Annotated in this window: 12 protein-coding genes; 10 read left to right on the top strand and 2 right to left on the bottom strand. The window is 40.8% G+C overall.

Annotated elements, in window-relative coordinates; translation table 11 throughout:
- Positions 1-523: 523 nt before the first annotated feature.
- Both FIU21_RS08220 and bamJ read right to left on the bottom strand, forming a co-directional pair.
- Complete coding sequence (locus FIU21_RS08220) at positions 524-1780, bottom strand: GTP-binding protein (RefSeq protein WP_004361233.1); 1257 nt, start codon at positions 1778-1780, stop codon at positions 524-526.
- 210 nt (positions 1781-1990) lie between these two features.
- On the bottom strand, positions 1991-2392 hold the full coding sequence (gene bamJ, locus FIU21_RS08215) for a BamJ family beta-barrel-assembly machinery protein (protein ID WP_004361232.1): 402 nt from the start codon (positions 2390-2392) through the stop codon (positions 1991-1993).
- Positions 2393-2508: 116 nt separating this feature from the next.
- Here bamJ and FIU21_RS08210 point away from each other — a divergent pair, with 116 nt between their 5' ends.
- From FIU21_RS08210 to FIU21_RS08165, 10 genes are all read left to right on the top strand, one after another.
- The gene (locus FIU21_RS08210; protein ID WP_004361231.1) at positions 2509-2649 is read left to right on the top strand and encodes a hypothetical protein; all 141 of its coding nucleotides are present in this window, start codon (positions 2509-2511) and stop codon (positions 2647-2649) included.
- Between the two features lie 4 nt (positions 2650-2653).
- On the top strand, positions 2654-4006 hold the full coding sequence (locus FIU21_RS08205; protein ID WP_172891360.1) for an MATE family efflux transporter: 1353 nt from the start codon (positions 2654-2656) through the stop codon (positions 4004-4006).
- A 17-nt stretch (positions 4007-4023) separates the two neighbouring features.
- Positions 4024-5127, top strand: a complete 1104-nt coding sequence (locus FIU21_RS08200; protein ID WP_004361229.1) for a metallophosphoesterase — start codon at positions 4024-4026, stop codon at positions 5125-5127.
- A 591-nt stretch (positions 5128-5718) separates the two neighbouring features.
- The gene (locus FIU21_RS08195; RefSeq protein WP_004361228.1) at positions 5719-6519 is read left to right on the top strand and encodes a polysaccharide biosynthesis/export family protein; all 801 of its coding nucleotides are present in this window, start codon (positions 5719-5721) and stop codon (positions 6517-6519) included.
- A 168-nt stretch (positions 6520-6687) separates the two neighbouring features.
- The gene (gene glmS, locus FIU21_RS08190; RefSeq protein ID WP_004361227.1) at positions 6688-8535 is read left to right on the top strand and encodes a glutamine--fructose-6-phosphate transaminase (isomerizing); all 1848 of its coding nucleotides are present in this window, start codon (positions 6688-6690) and stop codon (positions 8533-8535) included.
- Positions 8536-8726: 191 nt separating this feature from the next.
- A complete protein-coding gene (locus tag FIU21_RS08185) occupies positions 8727-10628 on the top strand; it encodes an amidophosphoribosyltransferase (protein WP_004361226.1) in 1902 nt (633 codons plus the stop codon).
- Between the two features lie 128 nt (positions 10629-10756).
- Complete coding sequence (gene carA / locus FIU21_RS08180) at positions 10757-11833, top strand: glutamine-hydrolyzing carbamoyl-phosphate synthase small subunit (RefSeq protein WP_172891359.1); 1077 nt, start codon at positions 10757-10759, stop codon at positions 11831-11833.
- Complete coding sequence (gene carB / locus FIU21_RS08175; protein ID WP_004361224.1) at positions 11833-15057, top strand: carbamoyl-phosphate synthase (glutamine-hydrolyzing) large subunit; 3225 nt, start codon at positions 11833-11835, stop codon at positions 15055-15057. Before carA ends, carB begins: the two co-directional genes overlap by 1 nt.
- A 167-nt stretch (positions 15058-15224) precedes the next feature.
- On the top strand, positions 15225-15812 hold the full coding sequence (locus FIU21_RS08170) for a hypothetical protein (protein ID WP_004361223.1): 588 nt from the start codon (positions 15225-15227) through the stop codon (positions 15810-15812).
- A 107-nt stretch (positions 15813-15919) separates the two neighbouring features.
- Complete coding sequence (locus FIU21_RS08165; protein WP_004361222.1) at positions 15920-16780, top strand: patatin-like phospholipase family protein; 861 nt, start codon at positions 15920-15922, stop codon at positions 16778-16780.
- Positions 16781-16791: the final 11 nt, after the last annotated feature.

Here is a 16791-nt window from a genome sequence, read left to right as displayed (position 1 = left end):
ACATATAAAAATCCCTTATTTGTCTGTTTTCAGGTAAGTAAGGGATTTTTGTTGTGCAAAAAATTATTTACATCACATTCTTAATCCTTTGTGAAAAAGAGTAGAAAAGTCGCCCTTTTAGCCACAGTAGTAACTATCTTGTTATAAGTTAGTTGCAAGGTTGTGTACGAAGAGGTGCTTAATAAGCTTTCAAAAGGGCGTTAGTAAGACCTCTAAAGGGCATCTTTAAGAAACTAATTGGGCGTCTTTTCAAAGGTATTTAAGCATGAAGTGATTTCCTGTGTTTGAATATTTTTGACAAAGTTCTGCGCTTTTATTTCTTGCTTCTGCGGCAGCTTCTCTTTGTTCGATTTAAGTCGTATACACTTCTCGACTCTATTTGCTATTTGTATCATCATTAATTAAGAATGTCTGTCTTCCTAACTTAGTGTATTCTACTACACATCCGTTACAAAGACAGACAATCAATGTGAAAAACAAAATATGTTCTGTTTCTAATAACCAAACAAGGGTTTAGAGCTGATTAGAAATCAGTCAGACAGGTATCCAATGCTTTGGTGATAGCCTCTTTGTCGAGGTCTTGACCAATAAATACGAGTTTCTGCATTCTATCACCGTATGGCTCCTCCCAATCTTTCTTAAGTTTAGGATTATTCTCAAGGAACTCGCGCAACTGGAATGGTGGCATAGTAGCATACCATTGACCTGCATTGCGAAGGCTCACCTGCTTACCAGCCTGCTCAAAGACATAACAGATATCCTTCTCATTAGAGAAATAGCAGAGACCTTTACAACGAATAATCTGCTTAGGCCACTGACGTGCTACGAAGTCATCAAAGAAATTGATGTCGAATGGACGGCGTGCATAGTAAACGAAGGTCTGGATGTTATATTCCAAAGCTTCACCGCTTTCTTCATTCTCCAAACCGTGATGATGGTGGCAGTGGTGGTGATGGTGATGCTCGTGATGATGCTCATCATGCTCATCGTGGTGGTGCTCATGCTCATCATGGTCGTGATGGTGGTCATGTTCATCCTCCTCATCATCGTGACCTTCTATCTCTGCAATCCATGAAGCAGAGGTAGCAACCTTATCAAAGTTGAAGTCTCCTGTATTGAGGATTTTGTCTAAGTCAACATCTCCATAATTACACTCGATAATCTCAGCCTTTGGTTGAAGTGAACGGATAATCTTCTTCACCAGTCCTAATTCCTCTTTGCTGACATCATCCACCTTATTAAGAAGGATAATATTGCAGAACTCAATCTGCTGGATAAGTAAGTTCTCAATGTCATCTTCTTGCAAGTCTTTCTTCAAAAGGTCGTTACCAGCAGAGAACTCATCACACATACGACGTGCATCAACAACGGTCACAATAGAATCAAGTACTGCCTTACCTTTCTTAGCAAGGTCTGGATACATTTGTGGATATGCGCAGATAGTCTGTGCGATAGGGGCAGGCTCGCAGATACCACTTGCCTCGATAACAATGTAGTCGAACTTCTGCTGTGAAACAATTTCGTTCAACTGCTGCACTAAGTCCATCTTCAGCGTACAACAAATACAACCATTTTGGAGTGCAACGAGCGAATCATCCTTCTGATCGACAACGCCACCTGCCTCGATGAGGTCAGCATCAATATTCACTTCACCGATATCGTTGACAATAACGGCAAACTTAATCCCTTTCTTGTTGGCAAGAATCTTGTTTACTAACGTTGTCTTACCGCTGCCTAAATAACCTGTAAGCAGGAGGACAGGAGTCTCTTTTATATTCATCTTATGTGTCTTTTGTTTTATAATTCTTAGACTACAAAGTTACAAAAAATATGCCAAGTGACGTCTTCAGTATGATGAAATATTGTGTAATTTAGTTTTTCCTATTCCTTAATTGAAAAAGAGTGGCTATGCCAATCAACGCATAGCCACTCTTTTGGGATGTATATTGAACTCTAATACGCTTTATAGACAAAGGGAAACCCCAACTACTTATCCTATCGAAAATAGTTCTATCTCAAAAATCAATGTAGAAAAAGCAGGGATATCACCATCGCGTTTCGAGCCATAACCCTCTTGATAGGGGATATGAACACGCCAATGGTCACCCTTATGCATCGCACAGAGTGCCGTTTGAAATCCTGTAATCAGTTCGTTTACACGGAATGCCTCTGGAATACCCCTCTGCCAACTATCATCGAAAACATTGCCGTTAATAAGACTACCACGGTAATGACAGGTGACAATAGAACGTTCTGTAACTCTTCCTTCACCGCTTCCTTCCTTTATTACTTCGTATAGAATACCATTAGGAAGTTTCTTGATACCTTCCTTCTGACTAAGTTCTCTAAGGTATTCTTCATTCTTTAATTTGTATTCTTGTTTCTTTCCCATACATTTTAATTCTACATTAATGCACGCAAAATTAGCCAATATCTTTTGATTTCACAATTAATTCAATTACTTTTGTCTCGGCATAGTATTTGTATTATAGCTTATAAACGTACGATATGAATTTTGATAGAATAGAGAATGATACACGTCGGGCAGAGTTGATTCGCGTGTTGGAGCATTCAATAGAGCGATTGTCATTGGCAGAGTTGGAAGCTTTGTATTACGACCTTGTTGCTAAGGATTACATAAGGGAGTAGCGAAATGCAGTTGTTGGATAACTGGAATAAGGAGATTTTACGCCTTGCCATCCCCTCTATTATAAGTAATGTGACTGTTCCATTGTTAGGTCTTGTTGACTTGGCAGTGGTAGGACATATTGGGAATGAAACCTATATCAGTGCGATAGCAGTCGGTTCGATGATATTCAATGTGATGTACTGGCTATTAGGATTCCTACGCATGGGAACGAGTGGTATGACATCACAAGCATATGGACGACAAGACGGGCAGGAATGTATGAATATTCTTGTGCGCACACTGACAATAGGAGTGGGAATGGGAGTCCTCTTTATCGTGGCACAGCGTGGTATAGAGTGGGGGATGCTTCGGCTGATGAATACGCCAGAGCCTTCGTGGCACTTTGTTGCTACCTACCTTAGGATTGTTATATGGGGTGCACCTGCCATGTTGGGACTCTACGGACTGACTGGATGGTTTATCGGAATGCAAGATACGCGTACACCAATGGTGGTGGCTGTGTTGCAGAATGTGGTTAATATCCTTGCCTCTTTGTTCTTCGTTTTTGTATTTGACTGGAAAATCAGTGGTGTTGCAGCAGGTACAGCTTTGGCTCAGTGGGCGGGCTTTGTAGTCTCTTTATATGCTGTATATAAGCGGATAACATCTGGGAAAGAGCGAGGATTGACTTTTGGGAAAGAACGTCGTATAGTCTTGCAGACAACCTTCCGTCATGTATTTATTATGAGAGGAGAATGGGGTGAGTTCTTCCGTGTAAACAAAGATATCTTCTTGCGAACACTTTGTTTGGTGGCAGTGAACTTCTTCTTTACGTCGGCTGGAGGAAAACAGGGAGCTATGATGTTGGCTGTGAATACATTATTAATGACCTTGTTTACGCTCTTCTCTTATCTGATGGATGGTTTTGCATATGCAGGAGAGGCGCTTAGTGGTAAGTATTATGGCGCAGGAGATAAAGAAGGACTGCGTATAATAGTTCGTCGACTCTTTGGTTTTGGAGTCATTATGGCATTGATGTTTACTGCGGTTTACGTCTTTGGCGGTGTAGGTTTCCTTTGTCTTCTCACAAGTGATACGGCTGTTGTGACAGCTGCACAGCCCTATCTCTTTTGGGCTTACCTTATTCCTATAGTAGGAATGGCAGCTTTTGTGTTAGATGGAGTCTTTATCGGCTTGACAGCTACTAAGGGAATGTTATTCTCAACAGCTATGGCAATGATAACTTTCTTCGTTGTCTATTATTTGTTTTGGAATAGTTATGGAAATAACGCCTTATGGATAGCTTTTCTATCGTTTCTTGGAATGAGAGGACTTGCCTCTATTCTCTGGGCACGTAGATATTTAGTAATAATTTAAGAAAACAAGATTGTAAGATGGGTTATGGTTGGATAATCGTGTTTCTTTTGATCCTTTTGCTGGGCTGTGGATATGTAAGTTGGCATGTATGGCAGATACTGCCCTTTGCTGTAGTAGGTAAGTGGATTATCGTTGGAGCATTATTGCTTTGCATAGTATGCTTCTTTACCAATTTTATATTGGGTTTGGATAATAAGCCAATGCCAATAGCTATTACATTGTATGAACTTGGCAATTCTGCTGTGTTTATCGGGTTGTATCTGTTGTTACTCTTCCTTGTGCTTGACTTGGGAAGATTACTTCATCTTGTTCCTCGTTCCTCCCTTTATAATAGTTGGACAGGTACAGTATCGGTAGTTGTTATTATGATTGGATTGTTCGTTTATGGATATTTCAATTATTTGCACAAAGAGCGTGTACCCTTAACTTTACAGTCAGCAAAACCGATGAAACAACAGCATCGTTTGGTAATGATGACCGACCTACATTTAGGTTATCATAATCGTACAGATGAGTTCAGAAAGTGGGTTGATAAGGTGAATGAAGAACAACCAGAGGCTATTCTTATAGCAGGAGATATTATTGATGGTAGTATTCGTGCGCTCATAGATCAAGATATGGCAGCTGAGTTCCGTCGTCTGAAGGCTCCTGTTTATGTTTGTTTAGGAAATCATGAGTATCTAAGTGGTGAACCTCGTGCAAAGAAGTTCTATCAAGATGCGGGGATTCATCTGTTCATTGATAATCATTGCGTGGTGCCATTGGCAGGTGGTGACTCAATTCTCGTTGTAGGACGTGATGATAGGACGAATAAAAAGCGTGCCAGCCTACAGCATTTGATGAAGTTTGCTCCAAAGGGGTATTATACGATTCTTATGGATCATCAGCCTTATCACTTGGAAGAGGCACAGCAAGCTGGTATAGACTTCCAACTCTCTGGACACACGCATTATGGTCAGGTATGGCCTGTAAGCTGGATAGAAGACCTTATTTATGAGGATGCTTTTGGACCTTTACAGAAAGGGAATACACAATATTATGTTTCTTCTGGAATCGGTATTTGGGGTGGTAAGTTCCGTATCGGAACAAGGTCCGAGTATGTAGTAGCTGATATCAAGTAGGAATTAACCATTCAGTTTGTTTAGAACAATATTTTTAATAAACTAATTATAGCATAATATGCTTATTGTTAGAGGCTTAATTTATATCATTAAATGATATTTACAAGTTGAATTCTTTATCATCTGTTATAATGTTCATGCTGCGCACATGTGGTGCGGAGCATGAACACCATAGGTGCGGGGCGTAAGCACCATTGGTGTTCATGGTTTAATGTTTTATTATTTTTTGTTGAGAGGGGGCTATGCATTTTCGAAAAAGAATCATATAACCAAATATAAACGATAATATCGGTAATTGTACGATTAATTAAGAAATAAGACTTCATTATCGCCTATCACCAGATGAGAGATTAAGACAGAATAATTCTAAAGATGTTCCAATGTTTTTTTAACAAGATAAGTCGTTTGTTACGATGTGTTGAAGAATCTAAAAAGAAAAACAGATATTAGTTTGCGGTTATCAGAAAATAGTTGTATTTTTGCAAAGAATATATTTCGATCGATGAAATAAGGAAAGAAGTTCCTTTGTTTTCGTTCGTTTTTATTTTGCTAAAATTAATGTTGATAGTTGACTACACGTTATTTGTTCAAATGAAAAAAATTATTTTCTCCCTCATAGTTACAGCTATGATTATGACCATGACGGGATGTGGCTCAAGTAAGGGCTTTACTTACTTAGAAAACGCTGATTCTATTAGCCTTGCTGCTTCACGTGGCTTGTATGATGCGCGCATCATGCCAAAAGATGAATTGACGATTACTGTAAATACTACTGACCCAGATGCTGCGGCTCCTTTCAATTTGCAGGTGCGTAATCAGTTGGGTAGTGGTAAGCAGGTTGCTTCGGGTGGTGGCTCTTTGCAGGGTTACTTGGTAGACAACTCTGGATTCATCAATTTCCCAGTAATTGGTAAGATTCATGTAAGTGGCTTGACAAAGCCTGAGTGTGAAGACCTCATCAAGAGTAAGATTCAGCCTTATTTGGCACGCACTGAGAATCCTATCGTTACTGTTCGTATGAGCAGTTACCATATAACCGTTCTTGGTGAAGTTGGTCATCCAGGTGTTATTCCTGTATCAACAGAGAAGATGAGTGTCTTGGAAGCAATTGCGCAAGCTGGCGACCTTGGCGTTTATGGAAAGCGTGATAATATTATGTTGATTCGTGAAGATCCAACAGGTCAGAAGCATGTTGTACGTTTGAATCTTAATGATGCAAACTTGCTTAACTCACCTTACTATTATCTTCAGCAGAATGATGTCCTCTATGTTCAGCCAAACAGTGTAAAGGCTAAGAACTCTGGTATCGGTAGTTCTACTACCCTCTGGTTCTCTTTCATTGGTATTGTGACATCAGTGGCATCGTTGCTTGTAAACGTATTGAGAAAGTAAAATACTGTCCTTAGAGGCTTGTCTATAGCCTTTCTTAGGATAAAATATAATAGGAATGAGAATATCTTTGATATCCATGTCTTGGGTAGACCTTAGGGTACTACTAAAAAGAGAGGGTGTGAGAGGTATTCTCTTTTTGAATTTGGGGTAACTGATTGTATAAGGATTATGTGTGGAATTGTAGGATACATTGGAACAAAGCGTGAAGCCTATCCCATTTTAATTAAAGGCTTACAGCGCCTTGAATATAGGGGATATGACAGTGCAGGTGTAGCATTGATAAATAAAGGTAAGGAACTGAATGTTTATAAAACAAAAGGAAAGGTTGCTGACCTGGAAGAGTATTGTTCAGATAAGGACATAACAGGTAATATCGGTATTGCTCATACGCGTTGGGCAACACATGGTGAACCTTCTTCATTAAATGCACATCCGCATTATTCACAGTCGAAGAATCTTGCTATTATTCATAATGGCATTATTGAGAACTATGCTGAAATTAAGCATAATCTCATGGAAAAAGGAATGACATTTCAGTCAGAAACTGATACGGAAGTATTGGTACAATTGATTGATTATATACAGACAAAGAAAAACCTCAGTTTACTGGAAGCTGTTCAGTTAGCACTTCATCAAGTCATTGGTGCATATGCTATAGCTATACTTGACAAGCGCAATCCAGACACTATTATTGCGGCACGTAAGCAGAGCCCATTAGTTGTAGGTATTGGTGATGGGGAGTTCTTCCTTGGTTCGGATGCCAGTCCTATTGTAGAGTATACGGATAAGGTAGTATACTTAGATGATGGCAATATCGCCGTTATGAAGTTAGGAGAAGAACTGAAGGTTGTTAATATTCTAAATGAAGAACTGTCACCAGAGGTGCGTACAGTAGATATTAATCTTGGAGAGATAGAGAAAGGAGGCTTCCCTCACTTTATGCTCAAAGAGATTTTTGCACAGCCAGAGTGTTTGAAGAATTGTATGCGTGGACGTGTACATCCAGAACATACTCAGGTAACATTGAGAGCCTTGATAGATCATCGTGATAAGTTGTTGAATGCGAAGCGTATAATTATTGTTGCTTGTGGTACAAGTTGGCATGCAGGACTAATTGGTAAACAGCTGATAGAGGAGTATTGTCGTATTCCTGTTCAGGTCGAATATGCAAGTGAATTCCGTTATGGCAATCCTGTGGTTGGTGATAGTGATGTTGTAATAGCCATCTCACAGAGTGGTGAAACAGCAGATACACTTGCTGCAGTAGAACTTGCAAAATCAAAGGGTGCTTTTATTTATGGTATTTGTAATGCCATTGGTTCAAGTATTCCACGTGCAACAGACACAGGAACTTACATTCATGTAGGACCTGAGATTGGTGTAGCATCAACGAAGGCTTTTACAGGACAGGTTACAGTGTTGACAATGTTTGCGCTTGCACTTGCCAATGCAAAGGGAACTATCAGCGAAGAAGATTACAAGAAAGTGATAAAAGAGTTGGCTGAAATGCCTTCTATTATAGAAGAGGTGTTAAAGTCAAATGAGCAGATAGCAGACTTAGCACGTACGTTTACTTACGCCCGTAACTTCCTCTATCTGGGTCGAGGATATAGTTATCCGGTAGCTCTTGAAGGCGCATTGAAGTTGAAGGAGATATCCTATATACATGCTGAAGGCTATCCAGCAGCAGAGATGAAACATGGACCAATAGCTTTGATAGATTCAGATATGCCTGTCGTAGCTATTGCAACACATAATGGAATGTATGAGAAGGTTCGTAGTAATATCCAAGAGATAAAGGCACGCCAAGGACGCGTGATAGCTTTAGTTTCAAAGGGTGATACAACCATCTCTAAGATAGCAGATGCTGTTATAGAACTCCCAGACATGATGGAATGTCTTGAGCCATTAGTAGCAACGGTTCCATTACAGCTGTTGGCTTATCATATTGCTGTATGTAAAGGCAAAGATGTTGATCAGCCAAGAAATCTGGCTAAGTCTGTAACAGTAGAGTAGGGGGAGGTGAGTGGTTTACGCCAGACATTATAAGACATAGTCTGTGTATTTATTCTTAATGAATATAACGAATGCGCAGACTGTGTTACTCCTAATAAAGTGAAGTTTATATTCATCTTCCTTTTTATTAAGGGAGATATGAAGATAGATATACGATTTTAAAAGTAAAAGAAAGACAGAAAACCTTATCAATGGAAAAGAACATTCATGAAGACTGCGGTGTTGCAATGATTCGATTGCTGAAGCCGCTTGAGTATTATCAGGAGAAGTATGGCACCTGGATGTATGCACTGAACAAACTCTATCTGATGATGGAGAAACAGCATAACCGTGGTCAAGAGGGAGCTGGTATGGCTTCTGTAAAACTGGATTCTGAGCCAGGTAATGAATATATGTTCCGTGAGCGTGCAGAGGGTAAGAATGCTGTCGCTGAGATCTTTGCTAATGTTCATAAGCATTATAAGAACCTTTCACAGGAGCAGTTGTCTGATGTTTCTTTTGCTAAAACTAATCTCCCCTTTGCGGGAGACCTTTATATGGGCCACCTTCGGTACTCTACTACCGGCAAGAGTGGCCTTTCTTATGTTCATCCTTTCTTGCGTCGCAACAACTGGAAAGCAAAGAATCTCTGTATGTGTGGTAACTTTAATATGACTAATATTGGAGATGTCTTTGAGATTTTGACTGAACAGGGACAGTGTCCACGTATCTATAGTGATACGAACATTCTTTTGGAATTGATGGGACACAGACTTGATCGTGAGGTTGAACGTAACTTTGTGGATGCGCAGAAGTTAGGTTTGGAGAAGCGTGCTATCACCAACTATATTGAAGAGAACGTACAGATGAGTAATGTTCTCAAGACAACGATGCAGCACTTTGATGGTGGCTACGTTATCTGTGGACTGACAGGTTCGGGCGAGATGTTCTCTATTCGTGACCCATGGTCGATTCGCCCAGCTTTCTATTATAAGAATGATGAGATTGTTGTTTTGGCAAGTGAGCGTCCTGTTCTGCAGACAACATTCGACCTTGAGTGTGATGATATCCAAGAGTTGAAACCTGGTCAGGCACTGATTGTTAATAAGCGTGGTGAATGTTCACTACAGCAAATACTTGAACCAAAGCAGAATGCAGCTTGTTCTTTCGAGCGTATTTACTTCTCACGTGGTTCAGATCGTGATATTTATAAGGAACGTGAGACATTGGGACGTCAGTTGACAGAGCCTGTATTAAAGGCTGTTGACTATGATACAGAGCATACAGTTCTCTCGTATATCCCTAATACTGCGGAGGTTGCGTTCTATGGTCTTGTTCACGGCTTTAAGGAGCAGATTGACAAGAAGAAGGTTGAGCAGATCGCAGCTTTAGGTTCTAATGCTTCTTCAGAGGAGGTTTATCGCATTATACATCAGGATGTACGCTCTGAGAAAGTGGCATGGAAGGATATTAAGTTGCGTACCTTTATCACTGAAGGAAACTCGCGTAATGACCTTGCATCTCATGTTTATGACGTAACATACGAGTGTATTAAACCTTATGAGGATAATCTTGTCATTATTGATGACTCTATCGTTCGTGGAACAACATTGAAGGAGAGTATCCTTCGTATTCTCGATCGCTTGCATCCTAAAAAGATTGTTGTTGTCTCCAGTGCGCCACAGATTCGATTCCCGGATTACTATGGTATTGATATGCCACATCCAGAAGAGTTCTGTGTCTTCCGTGCAGTAATTGAACTGATACGTGAACGTGGTATGGAAGACTTACTTCGTGAGGTCTATGAGAATTGTAAGAAAGAATTGGCAAAGCCTAAGGGAGAGACCATTTCAAATGCTGTACGTGCAGTTTATAAGCCTTTTACGGTAGATGAGATTAATAAGAAGATAGTTGAAATGCTGCGCCCAGAAGGCATGACAACACCTGTAGAACTCGTGTTCCAGAGTGTGGAGGGGTTACATAATGCAATACCTAATCATCCAGGTGATTGGTATTTTACAGGAAACTATCCAACTCCAGGTGGTATGCGATTGGTCAATGAGGCCTTCGTAAGCTATTATGAGCGTGAACATCTAAATACAGTAAAAGCGTAATAACCGCTTGTCTGTAAATTATCATCATGAAAAAAAAGAATTATTTTCATGAAAAGAAAGATTTCTTTTCACGATAAAAAATAATTCTTTTCATGAAAAGAAATTTCAATCCAACAATACTATAAGCAATGAGGAACGTAACTTTAGTCTTAAGTGACGGAACAAAATTCCATGGAAAGTCGTTTGGATACGATGCCCCAGTAGCTGGTGAGGTGGTCTTCAACACTGCGATGATGGGCTATCCAGAGAGCTTGACTGACCCTTCATATGCGGGTCAGCTACTAACAATGACCTTCCCATTGGTAGGTAACTATGGTGTACCACCTTTTACTATTGAGGAAAGTGGTATCCCAACCTTCATGGAGAGTGATAAAATCTATGTCTCAGCCTTGATAGTGTCTGACTATACAGAAGAGCATTCACATTGGAATGCTGTGGAGAGTTTGGCTGACTGGCTGAAGCGTGAACACGTACCAGGTATTACTGGTATTGATACACGTGAACTTACTAAGGTTCTACGTGAGCACGGTGTGATGATGGGTAAGATTCTCTTTGATGATGAACCTAATAATATCCCAGAGGCTGATTACGAGGGAGTAAACTTTGTTGATCGCGTTTCAACAAAAGAGATTATCCACTACAACGAGGGCGCTGGTAAGAAGGTTGTCCTTGTTGACTGCGGTGTGAAAGCCAATATTATCCGTTCATTGATTACCAGAGGAGTTGAGGTTATTCGTGTGCCTTGGAACTATGATTACACAGGTATGGAATATGATGGTCTCTTCCTTGGTAATGGTCCGGGTGACCCTGATATGTGTAATGATGCAGTTGAGATTATCCGTAAGCAGATGAGCATGAGTAAGAAACCTATCTGTGGTATTTGTATGGGTAATCAGTTGCTTTCAAAGGCTGCAGGAGCAAAGATTTATAAGTTGAAATATGGTCATCGTGGACATAATCAACCTGTTCGTATGGTAGGTACTGATAAGTGTTATATCACCTCACAGAATCATGGTTATGCGGTTGATGCTTCAACATTAGACAAGGATTGGCAGGAACTCTTCGTTAACATGAATGACGGAAGTAATGAGGGTATCCGCCATAAGGAGAATCCTTGGTTTACCTCACAGTTCCACCCAGAGGCTTGCTCTGGTCCGGTTGATACTTACTTTATGTTTGATAAATTTGTAGAAACACTGAAATAATGAAAGACGAGTCAATAAAGAAAGTCCTGATACTTGGTTCAGGCGCATTGAAGATTGGTGAGGCAGGAGAGTTTGATTACTCTGGTTCACAGGCGTTGAAGGCATTACGCGAGGAGGGTGTTTCTACGGTTTTGATAAACCCAAACATTGCTACCGTACAGACATCTGAGGGTGTAGCAGACCAAATCTACTTCCTTCCAGTTCAACCTTACTTTGTTGAGCGTGTTATTGAGAAGGAACGTCCTGATGGAATTCTCCTGTCTTTTGGTGGCCAGACAGCACTAAACTGTGGTGTTGAGTTGGATAAGACAGGTGTTCTGAAGAAGTATAATGTAAAGGTTTTAGGTACCCCTGTTAAGGCAATTATGGATACTGAAGACCGTGAACTCTTCGTAGAACGACTCGACGAGATTGATGTAAAGACAATCAAGAGTGAGGCATGTGAGGATATTCAGCAGGCACGTGTGGCTGCAAAGAACCTCGGTTATCCTGTTATTGTTCGTGCTGCATACGCATTAGGTGGTCTTGGTAGTGGTTTTGCTGGTAATGAGGATGAGTTGAATACACTCTGTGAGAAGGCTTTCTCATTCTCTCCCCAGGTTTTGGTAGAGAAGAGTTTGAAGGGTTGGAAAGAGATAGAGTACGAGGTTGTTCGTGACCGTTATGACAACTGTATCACAGTTTGTAACATGGAGAACTTCGACCCACTGGGTATTCACACAGGTGAGTCTATCGTTATTGCACCATCTCAGACCCTTTCTAACAGCGAGTATCATAAGCTCCGTGCACTGTCTATAAAGATAGTACGTCATATTGGTATTGTTGGTGAATGTAATGTTCAGTATGCTTTCGACCCAGAGAGTGAAGACTATCGAGTTATTGAGGTAAATGCTCGTTTGTCTCGTTCTTCAGCTCTTGCCAGCAAGGCAACTGGTTATCCTCTTGCTTTCGTTGCTGCTAAGTTGGGTATGGGATATGGACTCTTTGAGTTGAAGAACTCTGTTACAAAGACTACTTCAGCTTTCTTTGAACCAGCACTTGACTATGTAGTCTGCAAGATTCCACGTTGGGACCTTAGTAAGTTCCGTGGTGTGGATAGGGAGTTAGGCTCAAGTATGAAGTCTGTTGGTGAGGTAATGGCTATTGGTCGTAACTTTGAGGAAGCCATTCAGAAGGGTCTTCGTATGATAGGACAGGGCATGCATGGCTTTGTTGAGAACAAAGAATTGCAGATAGATGATCTTGATGCAGCGTTGCGTGAACCTACCGACAAGCGTGTGTTCCTTATTTCTAAGGCGATGCACAAGGGCTATACGGTTGACCAAATTCACGAACTAACCAAGATAGACCGTTGGTTCCTTAATAAACTCAAGCATATTATAGATATTGATGAGGAACTGAAGACTAAGAATATCAACACACTTGATAAGGAACTTCTGCGTACTGCAAAGGTTTATGGCTTTACAGACTTCCAAATCGCACGTGCTGTTGGACTGGAAGAAGAGTGCAAGAAGATGCACGAAGCTATGAGAATCGTTCGTCGTTTACGTAAGAGCTTTGGTATTCTTCCTGTTGTTAAGCAGATTGATACGCTCGCTGCAGAATATCCTGCACAGACCAATTATCTCTATGTTACATACGCTGGTGTAGCTTCTGATATTACGTTCCCTAATGACCGCAACTCGGTTATCGTACTTGGTTCAGGTGCTTACCGCATTGGTAGTTCTGTAGAGTTCGACTGGTGTGGTGTTCAGGCATTGAAAACAATTCGTCGCCAGGGTTATCGTTCTATCATGATTAACTATAATCCAGAGACAGTGTCAACGGATTATGACATGTGTGATCGTCTCTATTTCGATGAGTTGACCTTCGAACGTGTTATGGATATCATTGATGCAGAGAACCCACATGGTGTGATTGTATCAACAGGTGGTCAGATTCCAAATAACCTTGCGATGTATCTTGATGAGGAGAATGTGCCTATTCTTGGAACATCAGCAAAGGATATTGATAACGCTGAGGACCGTGCTAAGTTCTCGTCAATGCTCACAGAGAATGGTATCAATCAGCCAGAATGGAGTGCATTGACAAGTATGGACGATATTGATAAGTTCGTTGACCGTGTTGGCTTCCCAGTACTTGTACGTCCATCTTACGTACTTTCTGGTGCAGCAATGAACATCTGTTCTAATAGAGATGAGCTCACTCGCTTCCTTCAGTTGGCTGCCAACGTCAGCGAAGACCACCCTGTTGTGGTAAGTAAGTTCATTGAACATGCAAAGGAGATTGAGATGGATGCGGTTGCACAGGATGGTGAGATTTTGGCATACGCTATCTCTGAGCATATTGAGTTTGCTGGTGTTCACTCTGGTGATGCTACAATTCAGTTCCCACCTCAGAAACTTTATGTTGAAACTATGCGCCGTATTAAGCGTATCAGTCGTCAGATTGCGAAGAAATTGCACATCAACGGACCATTCAACATTCAGTTTATGGCACGTGATAACGATATTCTCGTTATTGAGTGTAACCTCCGTGCGAGCCGTTCATTCCCATTCGTTAGTAAGGTGTTGAAGCTCAACTTCATCGACTTGGCTACTAAGATTATGCTCGGAGCACCTGTTGAGAAGCCTAATAAGAATCTCTTCGACCTTGATTACGTAGGTATTAAGGCGTCTCAGTTCTCTTTCAACCGCTTACAGAAGGCTGACCCAGTATTGGGTGTTGATATGAGTTCTACAGGTGAGGTTGGTTGTTTGGGTGATGATACCTCTACAGCTTTGTTAAAGTCTATGCTGTCTGTAGGTCTTAGAATACCAAAGAAGACAATCTTGTTGTCAACAGGTGGTGCAAAGCAGAAGGCTGAAATGCTTGATGCTGCAAAGATGTTGAAGCAGCATGGTTATGAACTTTATGCAACAGTCGGTACGTCAAAGTATCTCGCAGAGAACGGAATTGAGAATACATGTGTGTATATGCCTTCAGATGAAGGACAACATCCACAGGCACTCGATCTCTTACACGAGAAGAAGATAGACATGGTTGTGAACATGCCAAAGGACCTTACTCCGCGTGAGTTAACCAATGGTTATAAGGTTCGTCGTGCAGCAATCGACCTCAATGTACCATTGATTACAAATAGCCGATTGGCAAGTGCATTTATCTCTGCCTTCTGCAATGTCAGCTTGGATGACATTGATATTAAGGCATGGGGAGAATATTAATAGTCTTCTGGGGTTAAAGGAGTTAAGGGAGTTAGAAGGAGTTTAGTTAACAATTATCATTGTTGGGGTTGATACCTTTCACTAAACTCCCTTGACTTCCAAAGCAAGGATTAGGAAATAATGTCTAAACTCCTTCTAACTCCCTTAACCCCTTTAGCTTCTTAAAGATGAAACAACATTCAATGAAGTTACTGCCCTTAGTCTTTGTGGCTATCTCTGCAGTAGCTTTTATGTCTTGCTCTGGCTGTTCTTCGCGAGGAGTAGGACATTATGATACAACACAGGTCGACACTATGTTGGCTGTCGATCTTGATAGTAATTTGTCAGGCGATGGGACGTATGTTTCTTCATGGACCTATCTCAACGATTCTGCAGTAGCCAATATGCAGAGTGCTCCAAACAAGAAGTCGCAGATAACGCCTTCTAATCGTATGAACATTCGTGTACGTTATCTTGGACGTGTAGGTGTTGAAGCATGTATGATTCTTGGTGATGGCGAACAGTTTGCGGGTAACAGTTATGATACAACCAACTATGTTCGTGTCTATGCGTATGGAGAGGAGATTGGACGATTCAGTTATAAGCCTGGTATCAGTAAGCAGACTGACTCTGCCTTCGTTCAGACTCCAGAAGCATTTGTTGAATGTCTTAGGAAATATCGTTCTTTTAAGATTGAAACAACGACTTTTACCAGTGGCACACTCGTTTACAGTTTTGATGCTATTGCTGCATTGGCAAAGAGAAAACAAAAGTAAGGTGTTACCTTTATTGTAACCTTTTTTTTACTACAATAGCATTGTTTATATCTCTAATTATCAGAATATAACATTATAAAAAGGCAGTATTTAAAGGATAAAACATTATGAAGAAAGGACTTGTATTAGAAGGAGGAGCCATGCGTGGATTGTTTTCTGCTGGTGTAATGGATGTTCTGATGGAAAATAACATATGGCCTGATGGCGTTATTGGCGTTTCAGCGGGTGCGGCTTTTGGTTGTAATATGAAGTCAAAGCAGGCAGGACGAGTGCTCAGATACAATCAAAAGTTGGCAAACGACTGGCGTTATGCTTCTTTGCGTTCACTCTTAACAACAGGTGATTACTATGGTGGTGAATATGCTTACCATTATATGCCTCGACATATTGATTACTTCGATGTTGATACCTTCCGTGAGAATCCAATGGAGTTTTGGGCTGTATGTACAAACGTTGGGACTGGCAAGGCTGAATACAAGCGACTGATGGAGGTTGATAATAATTGTTTAGAGTATATTCGTGCCTCTGCATCTATGCCTATTGCAGCTCGTATTGTGACGGTAGAAGGTAAGAAACTTTTGGATGGTGGCATTGCTGATTCTATCCCTCTCCGCTTCTTTCAGGAGCAAGGCTATGAGCGTAATTTGGTTGTTCTTACTCAACCAGAGGACTTTGTGAAAGAGCCAAACTCACTGATGCCTCTTATGCGTATGTGGTTGCATCGTCATCCCCGTGTCGTAAAAGCTTTGGAGCAACGCCATATCATGTATAATGAGCAGTTAGCATACGTTCGTGAAGAAGAAAAGAAGCCTAATACCTTAGTGCTTCGTCCTAAAGCAAAACTAACAATAGGACATTTCTCACACGACCCAGCAATGATGCAAACTACCTATTATCAGGGTAGGGAAGTAGCTTTAAAACATCTAAACGAGATAAAGGAATTGTTTGGAGTAAGTGAGGTAAAATAAGTTTTTAACTA

It is taken from the genome of Prevotella melaninogenica, assembly GCF_013267595.1.
In the GTDB taxonomy this organism is placed as follows: Bacteria; Bacteroidota; Bacteroidia; order Bacteroidales; family Bacteroidaceae; genus Prevotella; species Prevotella melaninogenica_D.
This window is presented reverse-complemented; position numbering and strand designations above follow the sequence as displayed.

What these genes read in the sequence shown, in the direction of transcription:
- FIU21_RS08200 (WP_004361229.1), top strand. Translation starts at nt 4,024, where the DNA reads ATGGGTTATGGTTGGATAATCGTGTTTCTTTTGATCCTTTTGCTGGGC.
- glmS (WP_004361227.1), top strand. Translation starts at nt 6,688, where the DNA reads ATGTGTGGAATTGTAGGATACATTGGAACAAAGCGTGAAGCCTATCCC.
- FIU21_RS08210 (WP_004361231.1), top strand. Translation starts at nt 2,509, where the DNA reads ATGAATTTTGATAGAATAGAGAATGATACACGTCGGGCAGAGTTGATT.
- FIU21_RS08165 (WP_004361222.1), top strand. Translation starts at nt 15,920, where the DNA reads ATGAAGAAAGGACTTGTATTAGAAGGAGGAGCCATGCGTGGATTGTTT.
- carB (WP_004361224.1), top strand. Translation starts at nt 11,833, where the DNA reads ATGAAAGACGAGTCAATAAAGAAAGTCCTGATACTTGGTTCAGGCGCA.
- carA (WP_172891359.1), top strand. Translation starts at nt 10,757, where the DNA reads ATGAGGAACGTAACTTTAGTCTTAAGTGACGGAACAAAATTCCATGGA.
- FIU21_RS08205 (WP_172891360.1), top strand. Translation starts at nt 2,654, where the DNA reads ATGCAGTTGTTGGATAACTGGAATAAGGAGATTTTACGCCTTGCCATC.
- FIU21_RS08195 (WP_004361228.1), top strand. Translation starts at nt 5,719, where the DNA reads ATGAAAAAAATTATTTTCTCCCTCATAGTTACAGCTATGATTATGACC.
- bamJ (WP_004361232.1), bottom strand. Translation starts at nt 2,392, where the DNA reads ATGGGAAAGAAACAAGAATACAAATTAAAGAATGAAGAATACCTTAGA.
- FIU21_RS08170 (WP_004361223.1), top strand. Translation starts at nt 15,225, where the DNA reads ATGAAACAACATTCAATGAAGTTACTGCCCTTAGTCTTTGTGGCTATC.
- FIU21_RS08185 (WP_004361226.1), top strand. Translation starts at nt 8,727, where the DNA reads ATGGAAAAGAACATTCATGAAGACTGCGGTGTTGCAATGATTCGATTG.
- FIU21_RS08220 (WP_004361233.1), bottom strand. Translation starts at nt 1,780, where the DNA reads ATGAATATAAAAGAGACTCCTGTCCTCCTGCTTACAGGTTATTTAGGC.